The organism is Sphingomonas sp. NPDC092440, assembly GCF_044754985.1.
In the GTDB taxonomy this organism is placed as follows: domain Bacteria; phylum Pseudomonadota; class Alphaproteobacteria; order Sphingomonadales; family Sphingomonadaceae; genus Sphingomonas.
Genome location: NZ_JBIVQA010000001.1, coordinates 288,715 through 309,140, shown reverse-complemented (window position 1 = coordinate 309,140; position 20,426 = coordinate 288,715). Strand labels below are relative to the sequence as shown.

At 62.3% G+C, this 20,426-nt stretch carries 11 protein-coding genes; 2 read left to right on the top strand and 9 right to left on the bottom strand.

Features of this window, described 5'->3' with window-relative positions; all coding sequences use genetic code 11:
- Positions 1-49: 49 nt before the first annotated feature.
- Positions 50-832 (top strand): DUF3883 domain-containing protein, encoded by a 783-nt coding sequence (locus ACIQCS_RS01560; protein ID WP_345850626.1) that lies wholly within the window; start codon positions 50-52, stop codon positions 830-832.
- A gap of 318 nt (positions 833-1,150) precedes the next feature.
- Entirely contained in the window at positions 1,151-2,428 is a 1,278-nt protein-coding gene (locus ACIQCS_RS01555; RefSeq protein ID WP_345850624.1) for a DUF5677 domain-containing protein, read from the top strand.
- Between the two features lie 265 nt (positions 2,429-2,693).
- Here ACIQCS_RS01555 and ACIQCS_RS01550 read toward each other — a convergent pair whose 3' ends face one another.
- The 9 genes from ACIQCS_RS01550 to ACIQCS_RS01510 all read right to left on the bottom strand — a co-directional run bounded on the left by ACIQCS_RS01550 (position 2,694) and on the right by ACIQCS_RS01510 (position 20,214).
- Positions 2,694-3,731 carry a hypothetical protein gene (locus ACIQCS_RS01550; protein WP_345850622.1) on the bottom strand — a complete coding sequence of 346 codons (1,038 nt, stop codon included), beginning with the start codon at positions 3,729-3,731 and terminating at the stop codon, positions 2,694-2,696.
- A 1-nt stretch (position 3,732) separates the two neighbouring features.
- A complete protein-coding gene (locus tag ACIQCS_RS01545) occupies positions 3,733-3,951 on the bottom strand; it encodes a KTSC domain-containing protein (RefSeq protein WP_275497870.1) in 219 nt (72 codons plus the stop codon).
- A gap of 5 nt (positions 3,952-3,956) precedes the next feature.
- Positions 3,957-5,861, bottom strand: a complete 1,905-nt coding sequence (locus ACIQCS_RS01540) for a helicase HerA domain-containing protein (RefSeq protein ID WP_345850618.1) — start codon at positions 5,859-5,861, stop codon at positions 3,957-3,959.
- Positions 5,848-7,050, bottom strand: coding sequence for an SIR2 family protein (locus tag ACIQCS_RS01535; RefSeq protein WP_345850617.1), 1,203 nt, complete (start codon positions 7,048-7,050; stop codon positions 5,848-5,850). Before ACIQCS_RS01535 ends, ACIQCS_RS01540 begins: the two co-directional genes overlap by 14 nt.
- 230 nt (positions 7,051-7,280) lie before the next feature.
- A complete protein-coding gene (locus tag ACIQCS_RS01530; protein ID WP_345850616.1) occupies positions 7,281-13,781 on the bottom strand; it encodes an ATP-binding protein in 6,501 nt (2,166 codons plus the stop codon).
- An 865-nt stretch (positions 13,782-14,646) separates the two neighbouring features.
- Entirely contained in the window at positions 14,647-16,203 is a 1,557-nt protein-coding gene (gene guaA, locus ACIQCS_RS01525; RefSeq protein ID WP_345850614.1) for a glutamine-hydrolyzing GMP synthase, read from the bottom strand.
- Positions 16,109-17,350: a serine hydrolase domain-containing protein gene (locus tag ACIQCS_RS01520; RefSeq protein ID WP_345850613.1), complete on the bottom strand. Its 1,242-nt coding sequence runs from the start codon at positions 17,348-17,350 to the stop codon at positions 16,109-16,111. Before ACIQCS_RS01520 ends, guaA begins: the two co-directional genes overlap by 95 nt.
- A 24-nt stretch (positions 17,351-17,374) precedes the next feature.
- A complete protein-coding gene (locus tag ACIQCS_RS01515; protein ID WP_345850612.1) occupies positions 17,375-17,962 on the bottom strand; it encodes a hypothetical protein in 588 nt (195 codons plus the stop codon).
- 113 nt (positions 17,963-18,075) lie between these two features.
- Positions 18,076-20,214, bottom strand: a complete 2,139-nt coding sequence (locus ACIQCS_RS01510) for a prolyl oligopeptidase family serine peptidase (protein WP_345850610.1) — start codon at positions 20,212-20,214, stop codon at positions 18,076-18,078.
- Between the last annotated feature and the right edge of the window lie 212 nt (positions 20,215-20,426).

Sequence of the window (20,426 nt, the reverse complement as noted above, 5' to 3'; positions counted from 1 at the left end):
GATTGGACGGACGAGCAGAACGATGCGATCGTCACGGACCATTTTTGCAATGCTCGCCGCCGACATCGTCGGGCGCGCATACAGCAAGGCCGAACATAACCGTCGCCTTCAGGCCATGATCGGCCGGCCGCGCGGCTCGATCGAATACAAACATCAGAATATCAGCGCCGTGCTCAAGGGCCTCGGTGAAGACTGGATTCCGGTTTACAAGCCGGCCTTCAATTTCCAGGCTTCGCTGGTCGATGCTGTGGTGCGCTGGCTCCAGCATCATCCGGCTTGGCTCGCACCGGCCGTGCGGATAGCGATGGGGCCATCACCGGCAGCGCTTCGGGAGGAGGCAATGTTGTGGATCGGCCCGCCACCGACGCACAGCAACGCGCCGCCGCCCGACGAACTCGAGCAGATGACCGCCATCGCCCGGAAGTACGATGTAGCAGAGCGTGATGCCCGCAATCGGGCTCTGGGTCGGGCCGGCGAGGAGCGCATCCTCGCGCATGAACGCGCCAATCTACTCGCAGCCGGCCGAACCGATCTCGCCGAGCGCATACGCTGGGTGTCGCATGTAGATGGTGACGGGGCCGGCTATGATATCCTGAGCTTCGACACGGACGGCAGTGATCGGCTGATCGAAGTGAAGACCACGAATGGCTGGGAACGGACACCGTTTCACATCTCTCGCAATGAGCTTGCGGTTGCCGAGGAGCGCCGCGCCGACTGGCGGCTGGTCAGGTTATGGAATTTTTCGCGGGAGCCGAAGGCGTTCGAACTGCGACCACCGTTGGGGACGCATGTGTCGCTAATGGCGACCAGCTTTCAAGCAAGCTTTTTGTAGCGGCGGTGGCCTCGTGGGTTCGGAATTCAAAGGAGGACATTCGCGGGTGTGTCCGCCCATAGAAATTAGCCCATTCGTTCATGTTCGCGAATACCGCGCGCTAGCGGCCTCACCTCGTACGAGAGTATTCCCGCGTCGCGAAAAATCGCGACGGAAATTTTCTATAGGGCGTCCCTCGTCGCCATTTGCGGTTATGTTGCCCCTTACGATCCGCCTCCCGATTGGCCGCCGAACGACATTTGGCCGTAAGCGGGTATGGCTCGAAGATCAGCATCGGATGGAGTTCGAGCGTTGAGTGGTCGGGGGGACGGGATATCGTTGAAGGCGCGGGGCAAGAAGCCGCTCAGCAGCCTGAACCGCACCCTCCGCGACCAGTTTAGTGATGCGCCGAGGGCATTCCTAATCCGACGGCTATCTGACCTTATCATCGAAAAGGCCCCATCAGCCTCCGACAAGTTGGTAGCCGCCCTCGCTGAGCACCTCGCCACCAACCCCGCAAAACCGTTCGACTGGGACGGATCGGATGATATCAGCATCGACATCAAGCTTACCGGCGACGACCTGATGCCGGCTTTCGAGGCCGCTCTCAAATTCGCATCTGAAGAGCTGCCTGAGATTATTCCTAAAGCGCTCGCGAGCGCCGCGGAGGTCATCGTCCGGTCGCTCCGAGCCGACTGGCCGGCGCAGCGAAAACACGACCAAATGATCATGGCGGGGTTCTCCGCCAACCTGCACGACCGCTGGGGCGATGCCTTTGCGACACTCCGGATGATGTACACGATCTCAGTCGAGATCGGCGGCGGCATTGCAGCCGCTCGCCGCCGGTCGCGCGCTAGGCGCAAGCCTGTGCTTAACGACACTATGCTGCACCTGCACGCGAGGGCCTGTCAGGTGGTGTTCGAGATCATCACTCTGATGGAGAACGGTCTTGCGGATGGCGCGATGGCCCGTTGGCGGACGCTTCATGAGATCACGGTCGTTGCGACGATTTTAGCGGAGCACGGCGAGGAACTGGCGATTCGATACAGGTCGCACGCGGCCATTGAGTCGAAACGGGCGATGGACCGGTTTGTCTTATCGTACGAGCAGCTCGGCTACGCGCCCCCTACGAAACGGGACATCACCGAAACCGATCGGAAATACCAAGCGTGCCTCGACCGCTTTGGCGACAACTTCGGATCGGAGTATGGCTGGGCGGCGCAGCATCTCGGACTCAAAAAGCCACGGCTCGTCGATCTCGAAGTCGCCGCAGGTAAAAGCGCCATGCAGTCCTACTACCGGATGGCCAGCTACAACGTGCACGCAGGAGCCCGCGGCATCGACTTCCGGCTCGGCCTTCTTGACGGCAGCAACACCCCTACGGCACTGGCCGGCGCTAGCAACGCTGGCTTTCTAGATCCGGCGCGGAACACTGCTTACGACTTGGTGCTCATCACGACGCTTTTGTCGTCGGGCACCACACGGTTCGATCGGATGCTCGAGTGGCAAATCTTGACGCAGCTAAGGGACGAGCTCCTGCAACAGCTCGATAAGGCACAGCGTGCGCTCGAGCGCGCGCACCGCGCTCAACTCAGGGCGGAGCGCGCGACGCGATGAACCATTTCCAGACGCTCGCGCCTTCTTCTAAGCCCCCCGATCCGGCAGATCGTTCATGTTACCGGGCCGTCTATACGAACGGCTCGCTTTAGGGCTTTTCTGCCGTGCCGGAACGCTACGTCGAACGGCCGTTTTTGTAAGGAACCGAATATCAATGTTCGCCTAACCGGCATAGTTGGATGATAAAATGTGGGCCGACAGCTAGCCGGCATGTTCGGCGCGCATACTGCGGGAAGGCCGCCCGCAGGGGCAAAATCTCTACATCTCATGCGCAAAGATCGCCGATCTCGCGTTCGATGAGCCTAAAACGCTCCTTAACCTCGTCACCCGCATAAAAAGCAAGCATGTCTTCCTTGGTGAGGGTTCCTTCGGCGAGGAACTTGATAAGGTAGCGCTGATTGAATTCAGCGAGAAGGATCCCCTTCTCAATCTGCGCGAGGATCTGTTTCATATTGTCGATATTGGCGGTAACGAGGTGCTTCACCAGCGCCATGTCGCGCGCATCTTTGATCAGCCGGTTCACGATGATCTTCAGGACATCGGTGTCGAGCTCGAGTGTCTTTGCGTTGAGCGCGATGTCGCGCGCGAGCATGTAGGCGATGGCGAGATTGCGATAATCGCCCTTCTGAGAGTCGATGATCGCGATCAGCCCGATACCGGGCAGGAACTTCAGGTCCTGCACGGCGACCAGGATACTGTTGTCGACGAGCGAGGCGTCGAAGACGATAATCCCGGCCTGGCCGTCGCGATTGGCCTGCGCTTCGAGGAGCTGGCTCCAGGCGGTGTCCGCCTTCTTGGTGAAGATGTCCTTGGTCTGGATGTCACCGAGGCGGATACTCTTGTCGAATTTGCACTCGATTGCGATCCGCTTGCCGCTGTCGCCGGCGAGATGGCAGACTATGTCGCCGGTCTTGTTGCGGCGGATCGTACCGGCGCGGTCGCCGGTCAGTTCGATCCGGTCACCGATTTTCTGCCGATCGAAAAACTCGGACAGAAAGTCGGCGATATCGGTCTCGGCGAGCACGCCCTTCACCGCGGACCGGTAGAACAGCTCCTTCTTCATGTCGAAGATGAGTTTCAGGCTTTCGAGCTCAGTCCCGAGCTCGTTCGCGGTTCGCGAGAGGAAGCTCGAAAGCCGATCCTCCATGAGCGCCAGAACACCGATGTAGAGCGCCTTGTGGAGCTGCTCGTCGCGATCAGCGGCGGGAAGCTTGTTGAAGAACTCGAACAGGATCTTGTTGTCGACCTCGAAGGCACCGAACTGAACGCGACTGTTTTTCTGATCGAGGCTGACGAGCGGCATCTTAAACCTTGCTGTAACGATAATGACCCTTGATGGACGCCGCGAGGAATTCCCCCTTCGATCCGGCCTGATCGAAGGCCTGCGCTATCTGCGGCGGCACCTCATAGTAATGATAGCGGCCGCCGTTGAGAAACTCGACCTCGAGCAGCAGCTGATCCTCATCATAACGGATCGCCGCGAGGTTCGACGAGGTGAAAGGGTTGAATTCCTGCCAGGCCATATGCATCATTCCTTTTTGGGTGGGGTATGGACCGGGTTCTGCTGGAGCCAGGTCTCGACGAAATAGCGGTAGTCCGCGGCAATATGGGTCTTCAGATTCCAACCGCCAGGCGTCATCGAATCCTCGGGCGCGACCTCGTCGCAGATCAGCGGATCCTGGCTGTCGGGACGACGGTCGCGGGGTGGCGCTTGGATCATGGTGCGCATCGGCAGCCGCACTGCTTCGCCCAAGATGATCGCCTCGCCGGTGCGCAGCACGGGCAGCATGCTGGTCAGACCCTCAAGATTGTCGGAGAGCGCGCTGGTTACATGCGAGCGATCGGTCGAATTGCTCAACCGCATCGCAAAAAATGTCCCGCACTGCGACAGGATCGTCGGGTTGATCTCAGCCGGGCGCTGGCTGACAATCATCGCGCCGATCCCATATTTGCGACCTTCCTTGACGATCCGCTGCGTCGCGATCGAGGCCGCGCTGCTTCCGTCGTCACCAAGGTAGCTATGCGCTTCCTCCATCACGACGAGCAGCGGGCGCTCGCGCCCGCCCTCGGAGAGATTCCGGGCCCAGAAAAGACCGTCATAGAGAACACGCAGGATGTTGCCGATGATGTCGTTCGTCACCGTCGAGGGGATGCCCGACAGGTCGAGGATCGTGATCGGCTTGTCGCTGCCAAGCCAATGCCCGACCAGATCGGCAAGCGTCTTGGTCGTCTTGCCATCGAGGCCGGGATGCCAGTCACCCGCCTTCAAAAGAAAGTCGTATCGGGCAACACGCAGCCGTGCGCCCAGCGCTTCAAGCGGTCCTCGGATGTTGAGGACGTCCGGGAGGGCGTTGACTTTGTCGGGATCGCCCGCGACGTTCTTAAATTTGCGGAAACGGGGCGGAATGCCCGCCTGCGCGTCGCCAATCTGCTTCACGCCCGTCGCATCGAGCTCATAGGCCCAGGTCGCCGGGTCATTGGGATTTGCGCCCGCTACGTTGTGATACGTCCCGAAGTCCCGACAATAGAGATCATACCAGAGCTTGTTGAGCGAGAAGGGCACCGGGCTGTCTGCGGTGATGCTTGCCGGGTCGACGCCGACGATAGGCTGGGCGGCGAGACTCGCAATCTTCGCAGCGAGGATTTCCTCTAGGATGATGTTCCGGGCCTTGCCATCGGGAGGGAGGCTCCCGAACGTCACCCGTAGCAGCTCGTCGAAACTCAGCGCCCAGAAGGGAATGCAAAGCCGGTGTTCGTTGGCGTAGCGGGAATCAGGACTGATCTTGAAGATGTTCGCGCGATCGCCGAGCGCCTTGCCATATTCGCCGTGGAGATCGAGCACGACGATGCGCGCTGACGGGAAGCGGCTCTCGTCCGACAAGACATTCAAGAGCCCTGCGACCGTCGTCGATTTGCCCGAACCGGTTGTCCCGACCACGGCGCTGTGACGGGTCACCAGCTTGTTGACGTCGACTAGCGCATCGATCGACTCGCTGCCCGCGACATGACCGACGCGGACGAGGTGGTTCTGCTTGTCCGACCGGCCATAGATCGCTCGAAGATCGGCCTCGGAGACGAGATGGACTTCGTCCTCGAAGGTCGGATATTGCGAGATACCACGCTGAAACCGGCCCGACCGATAGCCCTCGCCGATCAGTTGAACCGTCATCCAGCGCAGGCCATTCGGCATAGAAAGCGCCGCCTTTTCGGGGACCGCACTTGCTCCCACCTGCGAGACGATGCCGTAGAGATCGACATAACCGACCGGGATTTTGACGAAGCTACCGATCTGGCCGATCTTGTGCCCTTGGCCGTGAACAAAGCTCAGGCCCGAGAACCGATCCGACGTCAAGGTGACGCTGACCGACGTGCCGCTGACGTCCTGAACCGTTCCGATGACGGTCGCCCGGTCGGCGATGTCAGGCCGGATCATCGCTCGTCCCGTCACCGGAGAGACCACGCAACAGCGCGCCGAGCGCGGCGAAGTCGCCGAGCCGCACGGTGACCTTGTCGCCATCCTTCACAAGGATGCTGGGCGGCAGCACAAGATCATCCGCGCCATCGCCTGTCCAATCGCCGAGTGTGCGACCGACAATGGCCTTGTTAAAACCCAGCAGGCTCAGATTCGGGGTCGCTAGCGCGCATTGGCGCGCCAGCGTGTAGCTCTCAGCCTCTAGGTCTCCATGAACGAAGGCAAAGACATGCGCGGTCGGGTTCGCCTCAAGGCTGCGGCATATAACGTCGTTGATATGCTCGTCTGCGAAGGAATAGCCGCAGATGAATAGTAGCGACGACGGCGCAAGTAGGAAGGCCTTCAGTCGGTCGAGCATCGCGAGATAAGGCATCTTGCGACTCTGGTCATATTTGAGGTGTGACGGATAAATTAGATAGCTCTGCTGGTCGGTTTTCTGGTCGGTTCGAACGACGTCCGTCTCATTCTCTAGGCGCCAGTTCAGAGATCCATGAATCTTCCAGAGCCGGGTCCACCGCGGCGGCAATAAGCCCTCATCCTCAACAGCGCCGAGATCGAAGAAAGCTTTCCGGGCCCCAATGAAACCGTCAAAATAGGGCGCGGAGCTTTCCTCGAGCGCCTGCTCCATCAATAGATCGTAATTGGTGGTGAAGAGATGGGCGGGCCGCTCACGCCGGATCGAGCGACTCCAGATTGCGAGATTGTGATAAGGGCTGTCCTTCGCCGGAAGGGCACGGGTGACTTCCTCTGAGATTACTTTGCAGACCTCCGCATCCAGAATTCTGAGCTCAGCTTCCGTAAGGCCGCGGACATTTCCGATGCCAGCGACACTCGCGAACACGCGGATACGGCTGAGGATGAGCTCGATATTGCCGCTGTTGCCGCCATCCTCCTTCACGATCTGAACTAACTTGTCCCAGCTTGTGGGGTTTGCGGGATCCTCGCTGGACAGCGTCTTGGCGATCACCTTCGTCAATCCGGCCACGTCCCAAATCAGCGGGTCGGTAATAGTTTTTCCGTCCTCCTCACGCTCATTGACTCGGATCGACAGTGGGCAGCCCGCTCCCAGGAAGAAGCCGATTGGTTTACGGTTCTGCGACAGCGCCTGCTGAATGAAGCTGATCTGTCGAACCGGATCATGTTTGTGCATTTTGCCCCCTAACCAGCGTTCCCTCCCTGGTCCGACATAGGTAGTCCCTGATCGCCTCCCCGAACAGGCCAGGAATGTCGGGCGCCCCGAAGGCGAGCGACATGGTACGCTGGCGTGATCGTTCATAGTCGCAGCGCGCGACCTTCCTCAATTTTGCTATCGCCATCATTCGGTGAATTCTAATTCCTTAGCGGCGCTCAAACCTTTCACTGGACGCCCGCCATCGTTTTTCAGCGTCCTTCGAGATGCCGCATGATCGCGGCGAACCTTCTCGAAAAGTCGTACTTCCCGTAGCGGCCAAGCTGTTCGACTGCATGGCGGATCGCTTTTGGAACCTGCTTGATCACCGTGACATGCCCCGTGCTGTTGATCAAAAAGCCGAACGTGCGATGGACCATGCGGTCGTCAGCCTTCCTTCCCTTGTCACTTCGATGCATGCGCGCTTTTACGTATCCGGCAAGGACCAAGTCGGTCTTACCGAGAAAATCCAGAAGAAAGGCTTTGTCGGCGCGCAGCCACTCCCCGCCGCCCCCATCCTCACCGGACCACAGATTTGGTCCACCCCAGGCTTCTCCGACAAAGGCCGAGCGCGCCCCGTCGAGCCAGCACCGCCCAGCTTCATCGGCGCGAGCGATGCCGTGTATGTCGCGTAACCACGCCCCCGGTGACGGGCGACCTTGCGAGCTTGCCGCAGCGAACGGATCATATCGGTCGAGCGAACGATCGGAATAATCGCGAGTCTTTATCCAGCACCGGATCGAGGATCCATAGCCGGGGAATTCGTGGCGGTTGTCGCGCTCCTCTTCTAGGTTTGGGAGGCCACGATGAAAGGGGTCGATCAACATGGCCGCCAGGAGCGCGCCCCTAGCGATTATCGACGGCGCCAGCAGGCTGGACGCGCTCATATTGTTGTGGTCGGAGTTCAGCCAATGACCCGCCACGACCAGCCCGCGACTTCCGATCTCGCGATCTGCAATGCCGATCGCACAGCTCAAAAACCGCTCGTCATCCGCATCATAGATACTGGTGCGGTCGCTCTCCGGCATCGGGATCGAGGCGCCGACGTCGAGTGGCGTAAGATCGGTCCACTCGGACAGCCAGGAATCGTCGCTGCGTGACGGTCCGATGCTCCTGAGGAAGCCGCCCCAGTCGTCACCATGATATTCGCTACGGCTGACCGGCCGTGTCGCGAGCATTTCTCCTGCCGCGATCTGGAGGGCATGCCACGCGAGATACCCGCCGTAGCGGTCCTTTTCGGGTGGGTAACCGCCAGACCAGCTGCTCGACCGATCATTCTCATAATGAGGATGGGGGCAGGAAAACATGGAACGGATGTCGGGATCATACTGGCGTATGATCTCAAGCACGCGTCGACGGATCTTCCAGGGCTCCTCACGAAACAGCCGGGCAACGGATGCGACCTGATATTTCTGGAAGTCATAGTCGAAAGAGAAATGATCGTCGGGATCGCGCTCGCCTTCTGGTGGCACGTCATGCGCGTCGAAGTAGAATCGTTTCCCTTTATAGATCGGCAAGGTTGAGCGATTGGCTTTGAAAATGGCCTGTTCCTCGCTCGCGCGCTCCGTTTTCGCCAGTGCCCGCAGGCTGTGGCGCAGCGCGATAAGCGCCGCTTCACGGATGGCAGGATGCGGAAAGCCGGCGCTGAGCGCGATCGCCTTTAGGAACGCCCTGTGCTTCACCACGCGGTCGGGGTAGTCGCGCGCGATCCGCGCGAGGCCCAGCAACAGCCATTGCTTTGAGTTGAAAACGAACAAAGGAATTCCGGGATCGGAGCAGGCGCCACCATCTCGGTCGAAACATGCCACGACAGCATCGACCACATCGAAGCGGTCGAACCGCGCCAGCTCATACATGGCGTGGGTCGCGCGCCAGCGCATAGCAGCCTGCGGATGGCCGAGCCGTATCCAAAGCAAAGCCGCCGCGCTTTCAGCCTCGCCGGACGTTCCTGCGAAACGTTCGCGCCATGGCCCATCCCCAATATCGTCGGGGATCGTGTCTGCGACGCGACCGAGAATATGTTCGAGCCCCGCTCCAAGGGCTGCCTGGCTGACACCGGGCGCGACCTCGGCGGACAGGGATAACCAGTCCTCGCCTGAGAAGTTGAGAGCATCGGGGCCAAGCCGCTGCACCACCAGCGCGGCGATCTCGGCTCGCCCGAGGCCGAACAGTGAAGTTATTCGACGCCATGACCGGATAACTTCCCAGCCCGTGCCGGCGAGTTCCTCGGGGTGATGCGCTATGAGATTCCGTGCGATGTCAGGCAGCAGTTCAGCGATCGCCGGCGATTGCTTAGACCAGTCTGGCAGAACGGGCTCCAGCGCTGCCAGCTTGTCGGCAAGGTCGGGCCCAGCGACAGACGCGAGCACCCTCAGCAGCGCGAAGCGATCGTTCGGCCGATTAGCACGCGAGACCAGGGCCTCAAGGACCCGTGCCGGCCATTGGTAGCCTTTGCCTTCAGAGGCGAGGATGGCCGCGCTGATGGCGTCGAGGTCATGTAGCGCGATCTGGGACGGCACCGGTTCGCCAGAGCGGGAACCGCGTGAAGGCGGCGCGTCGTCCACATCCGGTTCGGCGCGCAGCCCCTGAAGACGCCCCAATGCTCGACTGTTCGCCGGCAGATAATTGCGCGCCAGCCGACGCAGGCCGCCAATCACCCGCGTATCCGGTGAAAGAGCACTCTCGCGATCGATCTCGCGCAGCAGGATTTCGAACAGGCGTTCGTGATGACAGCTTGCGAGCCCTGGAAGTATCGCTTCCGCCAGCCGGTCAAGCCGTGCGCCTTTGGTCCCTTTGTTCGGTGCCAGGCAAACGAGCGCCGCAGCGATGTCGGAGGACAATTTGCCCGCGCCGGTGAGCGAGCGAAGCATGGGCGCAAGGGTGAAGGAAAGAGCCGCGGTATCTCGATCATCGAGACGGGAAGCTGTGGCCAGCATGCCAAGGCCGAGTACACCGTGGAGCGCCTGGGACCATTCGAACCAAGGATAACGGTCCGCATCGGAGAACTGCAACTCGAAGATGCGCGGGAGCGTGTGCGCAGCCTTCGCGCTGAGCGGCGGCCCGTGAAAATGCGGCGCGAGTTGAAGAAGCGAGTTAGCGCGCTCGAAATCGTCCGCACCCAGTGCCTCAGCGAGGTCGAGCCCGCGCCGGAAATAGACCGCAGCATCGGCGGATGACGTTCTCCAGACAGCCCGCGCCAAACGACCATATTGGCTAAGTCGCGCCGACGTTTCCGCCAACTTGACGATGCGGCTTTCGGTGGATGCGGCTAGCAGCATGACGGCCTGATGCAGGTCGGGATTACGAGACAGGCATTCGATCGACCAGATCAGGGGATCGATCGGCATATCGCGCGCATCGGCCAGCAACGTCGCCAGGCGAAGGGCCGTTTCGGCGTTGAGCGCCTGGAGTACGGTCCCGCTCAAGAGGAGCGAGAGGCCAGCGAGGCGTGCAATGAAGACCGCCCCGTCTCGGAACGGATATTCGCCTGCGGTGCGGACATCCTTTTCGAGCGCATCAAGCCAGTCATCGATGATGGCGCCGCGCGCGGCAGGTACCGCCACGATCAAGGCGCGCACGCGCTCCGCATAGCCAAGGGCTGGTCGGACCCGATGTTTAAGTAGACGAATTTCGCGCTCGTACCGGTCTCGTCCGTGGGCGCTGTACTGCGCGGTCCGCCTCCTCTTGCCTCGCGCACCTGAAGACTTGCGCGTCTTTCCTTCGAGCCGCTGCGTCAGCTCGCGCTCGAATGTAACGGGTCCTTTGGTACGCAAGCTCTTGGGCACTAGCTGAAGCAGTTCGGAAGGGGCGATATCAATGAGGGCGGTATGCCGGCGTTTGAGAGCAGCCTCCAAGCCTGCCGCCACGACAGCGTGCACCGGCGCCATTTCGGACATTCGAAACTCTTCGAACGCAAAGACGGTATTGGCGCGCCCGTCGAATGAGCCCCGGATCGTCACAGCGTCGGCGCGACGGCCCAGATCAAGGGCGCGCATACCAGCCACGAGCAAGGCTTCTAGCGGCAGCGCGTCATCGCCTGAGTTGGGCGTTGATGCCAGCCGGCGCACAAAGGCTCGCTCTCGGTCGGGATTGCCATCCGACTGCATCAGCGCAGCTGCAAAAGCACCTCGGATCGCGAGTGGGCAGCGCAAAAGCTTGTGGCGCGCGAGTGCCATATTGGGCGCGTCCCGGCCGCCAGCAGCATGGCGATCGCCAAGCTCCAGCGCTTGGAGAACGATGTCATAGGCGAACTCATCTCCATTGGCACTGAGCCAAGAGAAAATGCGGCGATCTTCGCCGATCAGGAGTTCGACATAGCTGAATCCGGCGCGATCCATATCTGACGCGCGATAATCGCCGTAGTCGTCGCGATGTGCTGCGCGGTGACGATGCCAGTCGATCGAGCGCGTCGCATGACGTTCAGCCTCACCGAACTCGCCCGCGAACGCATAGGCCAGGGCCAAAGCCGAGTGGCGGCCACCAGGCCAGCCAGCCTTGGTCGCGAAGAGGCGGCGCTGGGCCTCCTGATCACCTGAGATCGCGACCAGATCGGGATGCTCGTACAGGAAACGGTCGGCGCGTTCGTGACCGGATGCTACAAGCGACGCCTCGAGCGACAGCCTGAACAGATCGTCGGTCCGGCCAGCCCGAGCGGTAGCCTGCAGCGCAGCCACGATCCGGGCCAGCCGGATCTCCTGTTTCCCGATCTCGCTGGATCCAGCGGGGAGCGCTGGATCGAAGGCGAGTGCAACGAGCTCGTCCACCTGCCCAGTCGCCGTCAGCACCTGTGGCAGCGCACGGGCCGCATAGTCAGACAGCGACTGCCGCTTCGCCAGACGGTCGATCACGAGCCTGCGCGCATCGGGATCCTCTTCGGACATCTGCCGGATGAGCGTTTCCGTTGGCTCGTCGCGGAACATCAGCCCGTAGCGCGTACGCTCCAGTAACGGCGCCAGATCTGTCGCGAAACTCTCGATATCACCGGCCGTCAACCCTTGCGCCGCTGCCAATTCGTCCAGAGGGACCGGCGGAGGCAACATCGCCAAACCGGCAAGAAGGGCTCCCACCTCGGACTGCGTCGTGCCGCGCCGAACTGCCTCACGCTGTGCGGAGGCGATACGCTCCCTCAAAATCGATTCTAGTACGTCTCCGGGGTCGCCACTCGTGGGGGCTTGCAGGTCATAGGGCCGCCCAGCCGTCAGAAAGGCGACAAGGCAGCGGGGGTTACGACCTGAACGTGTAGACAACGCGACGACGTCGGCCGAGGTAGCCGACGAATCATGGGTCAGGATGAGCTCCCGGGTTTCCTCCGGCGTGAACAAAGGGACCGGAAAATCCTCGGTTTCGATATCCTTTTTCGTGAGGGCGAGACGACTTGTGCGGCACGACGCTATGGCGCGAACACCGTCGATCGGATCGATGCTGAGGCTCTTGAGGAGAAGATAGGCAAACGAGTTCGCGCCCGTGTCGCGTGCGGCAAGCGCGGCATGGTCGATGGCGTCGAGCACGAGTGCCACCCCGCCGTCAGGATCGGTCTGACGCAGCGCGGTCACCGCATCCTTCAATCTAAGCCGAAAGCCGCGAAGCAACGCCTCCTCCTGCGTCGATGGCAACAGAAGATCGCACAGGCCGCGCGCTGCCAGCAGGTTCGCGAGATGCACCAAAGTCCGGCTGGCGAGATGCCGGGGGTAAGCGGGCTCTCGCCACCTGCCGGCGCCAAAGCCGTCGAACAGGACGACGGCGTGGGTCTTGCTCAATCGCTCAGCGAGTGCCTGCATGAGCACGGTTTTTCCGACCCCGCCTTCTGCGTGAAGAATGAGGGGAAGCGACACCGCTTTGGCCTTGCCGACAATCTCGTCCAGCACGGGACGATCGATGATCGCGCCCACGTCAGGAAAGGCGTCGGCGGTCGGATAGAGATCGTCCTCATGATCAATCTCGAGTTCACCGAGGACAGTGACGCGCTCGACAATATTATCGTGCTGACCGGCAGAGCCCGCCTTTTCGCGCATGAGATGCTCGAGACCCCGTAGCCGGATGCGCGTTTGCGGATCGCCCGGGGCGCTCCAGTTCGCGATTTCCCGGCGCAGCCCTTTGCGCGCTTCCGTGAGACTGCCAAGCCGCCCGACGGCGACAAAACGCTGGAAGAACGCCCGGACATCGACGCCCGCCTCCGCAAATGCCAGGCGCAACTGTGCGGCCTGAGTGCCGGCATCGCCCGCTACGTCCGAGCCGGAAGCCAGCGCGGCAATGGCTTCGGTCAAATTCTCGTGAATTGGTCGGTTGGTGGCGAACTCATAATGTGCCCGCCCGGCGATCTCCTCGCCGAAGCGCTCGATCCGCTCGGCTTCGCCCTTCGCAAATTTCGCCAGGGTGGTCCGCAGATCGCTGGCGCGTAGTGGCGTCTGGGCGTTTGCAATGGAATATTTGAACTGGACGACTTCGATACGTTTCGCATCCGCAACCGTTCGACCGCCATAATAGCGCACCAGATCAGCGACTTCCGTGGCCGTCTGGCTGTGCAGGTCTTCGTCTTCGCGGCTGAAGCCCTCCATTGCGAGGGCAACGAGATCGGTGTCAGGCGGCAACAAGGCCAGCGCGCTTCGGGCAGCCCAAGCCTCGTGAAATTGATGGCCATCTCTGGAAGCTCGAACTGGATCTATTCGGGAAGCGTCGCGCGTGCCGATGTCCACCCGTTCCGTCCGCTTGCTCAAACTTGCCTCACAGCCTCATTGGGTTCCGATGATACCAACGCGGGATCGCTCGTTCAATCTTTGTTCCATCCTTCAGATGGACCTTATCGCGCGATTAGCATGGCTACGGTTCCGCCGGGTGAGCGCAGAAGCGAACAAGATCGACATCACATACTATGGGCCTGACGCTCTTTGGTTGGCGTGATGCACTTCAATTAATATTATGACCCCAATACGCAGTATTGGCCGATCGTCAGCCGACGGAAAGCGATGTATTGAGACGTTCGGCTATCTGCCGATTGCACTTCATAACCTTTGGCCCGATTTATCCACTAACCCAGACACGGGAGAGAGGGCTCAGTCAGCTCTTCCATTGATCGAAGGGGGAGTTGGTCGTCCCCGTTCAAAGTTCTGAACGGCAGAAATTCCCAGATCCGCTCCTTCTTCCAGTAATGAACGAACGGCAGTTTTCGGGATCGCAACGCCATCCTATGAACGTCTGATTATGGGGCGCGCAGCTACTATGATTTCCAATCATCGTTTCGAGCAAAATCAAGGAACTAGGAAAGAATACCGCCAGCGCCTCTCCCGGCCTTGCAGAGGCAGATAATACAGCGTTTACATATAGCTACGCCGGGAAAAATACCGTCAAGCAGGCTCATATGGCTGACGGCATAATTGTGAATGGTGGAAATGCGTTTCAAGATACCTCCATAAATACCGTCAAAGCCAACTTCAGGCTGGCTAATTTCAAAGCAGCAGTTTGTTATAATTCAACCACTTACGTTCAATTGACCATACGGCTCGCGACTACCCGCATCAAATCCGCAAACCATTGTAAAATCTGCGAAATTCTACGCCAGAACCGCCGATTGCCGCCGTTTCCCTACTCCCATTCGATCGTCCCCGGCGGCTTCGAGGTATAGTCGTACACGACCCGGTTCACGCCGCGCACTTCGTTGACGATGCGCGTCGCCACCCGTGGGAGGAAACCGCCCGGGAACTCGAACGCCTCGGCGGTCATGCCGTCGATCGAAGTCACGGCACGCAGCGCCAGCACCGCATCATAGGTGCGGCCGTCGCCCATCACGCCGACGGTGCGCACCGGCGTCAGCACCGCAAAGGCCTGCCAGATCGCGTCATAGAGCCCGGCGTTGCGGATCTCCTCCAGATAGATGGCATCCGCCTTGCGCAGGATGTCGCAGCGCTCCCGCGTCACTTCTCCCGGGATGCGGATCGCCAGGCCCGGCCCCGGAAAGGGATGGCGGCCGACGAACTGCTCGGGCAGCCCCAGTTCCCGGCCCAGCGCGCGGACTTCGTCCTTGAACAGCTCGCGCAGCGGCTCGACGAGCTTCATGTTCATCCGCTCGGGCAGGCCGCCGACATTGTGATGGCTCTTGATCGTCACCGATGGCCCGCCGGTGAAGCTCACGCTTTCGATCACGTCCGGATAGAGCGTGCCCTGCGCCAGGAAATCGGCGCCGCCGATCTTCCGCGCCTCTTCCTCGAACACGTCGATGAAGGTCTTGCCGATGAACTTGCGCTTGGCCTCGGGATCGGTGACCCCGGCCAGGCCGGTGAGGAACAGCGTCTCGGCGTCCACATGGACGAGCGGGATGTTGTAATGGTTGCGGAACAGGCCGACGACCTGCTCGGCCTCACCCGAGCGCATCAGCCCATGATCGACGAACACACAGGTGAGCTGGTCGCCGATCGCCTCATGGATCAGCACCGCGGCTACCGCGCTGTCGACGCCGCCCGAAAGCCCGCAGATCACCTTGCCGCTGCCCACCTGCGCGCGGATCTCGGCGATCTTGGTCTGGCGGAACTCGGCCATGGTCCAGTCGCCCTGCAGACCGCAGACATGGCGGACGAAATTGGCCAGCAGCTTGGCGCCGTCGGGGGTATGGACCACCTCGGGGTGGAACTGCATCGCATAATAGCGCCGCGCATCGTCGGCGATCACCGCGAACGGGGCGCCGGTGCTGTGCGCGACCGGGCGGAAGCCGGGCGCCAGGTTCGTCACCTTGTCGCCATGGCTCATCCACACCTGATGGTTCTCGCCCTCGTGCCACATGCCGTCGAACAGCACGCAGCCATCGTCGATCTCGATAAAGGCGCGGCCGAACTCGCCGCTGTCGCCAAGCTGCACCGTGCCGCCGAGCTGGTGCATCATCACCTGCTGGCCATAGCAGATGCCCAGCACCGGCAGGCCGCTGTCGAAAATCTCCTGGGGAACCCGGGGGCTGCCCTCGTCGAGCACCGAAGCGGGCGAGCCGGAGAGGATGATCCCCTTGGGCTGCATCCGGGCAAAGGCCTCGGCGGCGGTGGTGAAGGGCGCGATCTCGCTATAGACGCCCGCCTCGCGCACGCGGCGCGCGATCAGCTGGGTAACCTGGCTGCCGAAATCGACGATGAGGATGGAATCTGCATGCTGGTCCATGCCCAGCGCGCTTAGCCAGAACCGGCGCCGGGGGAAAGGCCGGCGCGCGATTATGCATAAGTTTATTCGCTGGGGTGACGGGGTTTGCCGATTGAGTCGCGCCCCAGGCACCGGCCGCGATCCGGCCGGCGATCTCGCCCAGGCGGCCCTGGGCAGTGTCGCTGGCCTTGTTGGCGAGCAGGATCACGGCCAGCTTCTTCTCGGGCCAGAGCATCATCGCGCTGGCAAAGCCCCAGGTGCCGCCCGAATAGCGCAGCTGGCGCCCGCCCTCGGGCAGCCGGGAGACGATCCAGCCAAGGCCCACCCAGCTCTGCTTGTCGAGCGTGAACCAACTGCCCTTGTGGCTGAGCGCCACCGCGGGATCGCGCTCGTCGAGCTGGAGCGCGGCATAGCGCAGCATGTCCGCCGCCGAATAGCGATAGCCGAACTGGTCGCGCGGCAGCACCGCGGCCACCCTGCCCTCGGCATCATGGCCGGTCGCGGCGTCCTTCGCCCCGAAGCCGAGCGGCCCCTCGATCTCGCGGGCCAGGATCCGGTCATAGGGCATGCCGTAGATCCGCTCGAGCGCCACGATGAGCAGCTGCGCGGCGACATTCGAATGGGCGACATTCTCGCCCGGCCTGGCGGCCGGCGAGACGGTGCGCAAGTCCTTCAGGAACTGCGCCCTGCCATAGGCCTTCAGCGCCTCGGCATGCTTGAAGCGGCCGGGATCGGGATCGAGCTTCGACAGGTCGGGCAGATTGTCGGGCAGGCCCGAGGTCATGCTGGCGAGATGCACCAGCCGCACCGGCTCGCCCTCGAACGCCAACCCCGGATAGGCACCATCCAGATATTTGCGGACGTCATCGTCCAGGCTCGCCTTGCCCGCCAGCACCGCGCGGGCAAGCAACAGGCCGGTCATCGTCTTGGAGATGGAACCGATCTCGAACGCGGTATCCTTGCCCGGCGCGCCGCCGCCCCTGGCGGTTTCGCCGAAGCCGTGGAAATGCACCTCGCCGTCGCGGAGCACGCCGATGGTCAGGCCGACGCCCTGCTCCTCGGCGAGGAACTTCTCCCCCTCGGCACGAACCGCGGCGTCGAACGTTTGCGCCGGCGCCGCCATCGGTGCCAGCACCAGCCACATCCCCAACAGCGCGCGCGACAGCATCCCCGGTATCTCCCCCGGCAGCGTTCAGAGCGACTGCAGCCCCTCGATCGTCACGATCGGGCTGCTGCCGCGGCGCAGGGCGCAGCGGAAACCATGGCTCTCCCGCGTGGTGTCGCGATAGCCGTCGGCCAGCTCCACCTGCCCCTTGATCACCCAGCTCTTGCCATTCCAGACGGTGCTGGTGACCGTGGAGACCTGGGCCAGCCGGGCATAGCGCTCGCCCAGGCTCTCCGCTTCCGCCGCGCAGCGATCGGCGGCCGCATCCTCGTCATAGAGCCCGTCGAACTGCGCGGAATTCGGCGCCGGCATCTCGGCAATCGAGCCGGTCGCGGGCGGCGGCGCCTCGCCATAGCGGCTGCCATCGACCGGGCCGGTATCGATCGGCACCCGCTCCTCGGCCGGTTCCGCGCCGTGCGACTTCTTCTTGCCGCTCGAGATCAGCGCGAGCACCCCGCCGACCACCAGGCCGCCGACGATCGCATCGCCCACGTCGAACTTGTCCTTGTGTTTCTCACGCGAAGGACGCCAGCGCTCCTGCGCCTGGGCCGGCATCGCCAGCCCCATCATCGCCACCGCCGCGATCCCGGCGCCCGCAAGCTTCAGAACACCCATGCCGCCCTCCGTTACTTTCACGAAACGAGAACTATGCACATCAGCCTGTCGCGTGGCTGAACCGATTTGCGACAAGGCGCCGTTCCCCCGAGAGAAGAACGGCGCCCCCTTGCCTATTTGCGCTTCACCTCCAGCCCGGTCCACTTGGCCGTGAAGGCCCAGAGGTCGGCGGCTTCCTCGATGATCTTGTCGGTCGGCTTGCCCGAGCCATGGCCCGCGCGCGTCTCGATGCGGACGAGATGCGGCTTGTCGCCGATATCCGCATGCTGGATCGCCGCGGTGTATTTGAAAGTGTGCCCGGGCACGACGCGATCGTCGGTGTCGGCCGTGGTCGCCAGGATCGCCGGATAGGCCACGCCCGACTTGATGTTGTGATAGGGCGAATAGGCGTAGAGCGTCTTGAAATCGGCTTCCTTCGACGGATAGCCATAATCATCCACCCAATAGCGCCCGGCCGTGAAGCGGTCGAAGCGCAGCATGTCCATCACGCCCACCGCCGGCATCGCGGCAGCGAACAGGTCCGGCCGCTGGTTCACCACCGCGCCCACCAGCAGTCCGCCGTTCGAGCCGCCCTGGATCGCCAGCTGGTGCTTCCCGGTGATGCCTTCCTTGATCAGATATTCGCCCGCGCCGATAAAGTCGTCGAACACGTTCTGCTTGTTGGCCAGCCGGCCGCCATCGTGCCACGCCTTGCCATATTCGCCGCCGCCCCGGATGTTGGCGAGGACGAACACGCCGCCCTGCTCCAGCCAGGCGAGGCGCGACGACGAGAAGCTGGGGCCATAGGAGACGTTGAAGCCGCCATAGCCCCAGAGCAGCGTCGGCGCCGGGCCGGTCACGCTCTTCTTGCGGACGATGAACATCGGCACCTTCGTTCCGTCCTTCGACGCGAAGAAGCGCTGCTCGACCTGATAGTCCTCGGGCTTGAACAGCAGCTTGGGGCGCGCCCAGGGCGTGCTGGTGCCGGTCGCCAGGTCGTAGCGATAGATGGTCGTCGGCTCGTTGAAGCTCGTATAGGCATAGAAGGTCTCGGGATCGTCCGGCTCGCCGCCAAAGCCCGAGGCGGTGCCGACGCCGGGAAGCTTGACCGGGCCGATCGCGCCGCCGTCGAGCTTGTAGCGGCGCACCTCGGTCTTGGCGTCGACCAGATAGCTCGCCACCAGCGTGCCCCCGACGATCGCGGCGCCTTCGAGAGTCGCCGCGTCCTCTGGCACCAGGTCGGTGGTGGTCGGGTTCGCCGCCGCCACGTCCATGGTCACGATCTTGAGCTTCGGCGCCCCCTTGTTGGTGACCCAGTAGAATCTGGTGCCGACATTGCCGGCCAGGCCCCAGCTATTCTCCAGCCCCGGCACGATCACCCGCGGCTTGCGCGCCGGGTCCTGCAGGTCGATCAGCGTGATCTGGTAGCGGTCGTCGGTGCCTTCGCCGGTGGTGATCACCATCCAGCGGCCATCGTCGGTGATCTGGGCGTAGTGGCTCCACTTGGGATGATCGGGCGTCTCGAACACCAGCGTGTCGGCGCTGTCGGGCGTGCCGAGCTTGTGGAAGTAGATCCGGTGGTTCTCGTTCAGCGCCTGGTATTTCGCGTCGGCGGCGACATCCGGGTAGCGTGAATAATAGAAGCCGCTGCCGTCCTTGGCCCAGACCGCGCTCAAGGTGAACTTCATGCCATGGACGCTGTCACCGGTCTCCTTGCCGGTGGCAACGTCGAGCACCTTGGCGGTGCGCCAGTCGGTGCCGCCGTCCTGGATCGCGTAGAGCAGATATCTGCCGTCCTCCGAGGGCGCCCATTCGGAAAGCGCGGTCGCGCCGTCCTTCGACCAGCCATTGGGATCGATCAGCACGCGGCCCTCGCCGTCGAGCCGGTCGCGGACGAACAGCACCGCCTGGTTCTGCAATCCCGAATTGTGCAGGTAGAAATAGCGGCCGCCCTTCTTCTGCGGCGCGCCGAAACGCTCATAGTCGAAGAGTTGCTTGATGCGTGCCTTGAACCATTCCCGGCCCGGCAGCGTCGCGAGATAGGCGCCCGTCACCTTGTTCTCGGCATCGACCCAGGCGGCGACTTCCTTGTCGTTGCGCACGTCGTTCTCGAGCCAGCGATAGGGATCGGCGACCTTTATCCCGAACTGTTCGTCCGCCACGTCGACGCGGCGGGTTTCGGGATAGGCGAGCTTGGTCACTTTGGTCTCCGGCTTTGTCTGGGCGAAGGCGGGGGCTGCGAGGAGCAGCGGCAGGATGAGGGCGCGGCGCATGGGGCCTCCGAATGGGAAAGCCCCTAGGCTAGCGCGCCGGCGCGGGCGCTCAAGCGAAACCGAGGATCGAAGTCTCCGAAACGGCCCAGATCAAAGCGCCCAGGATCGGCGCCAGCGCCGTGGCGGCCGAGAGCCACGCGCCCATATTGGTTCGGGAAGGGTTCCTGCGCATGCCCCGGATATGGGAATCCGGACGGGCCGAAAGAAGTGCA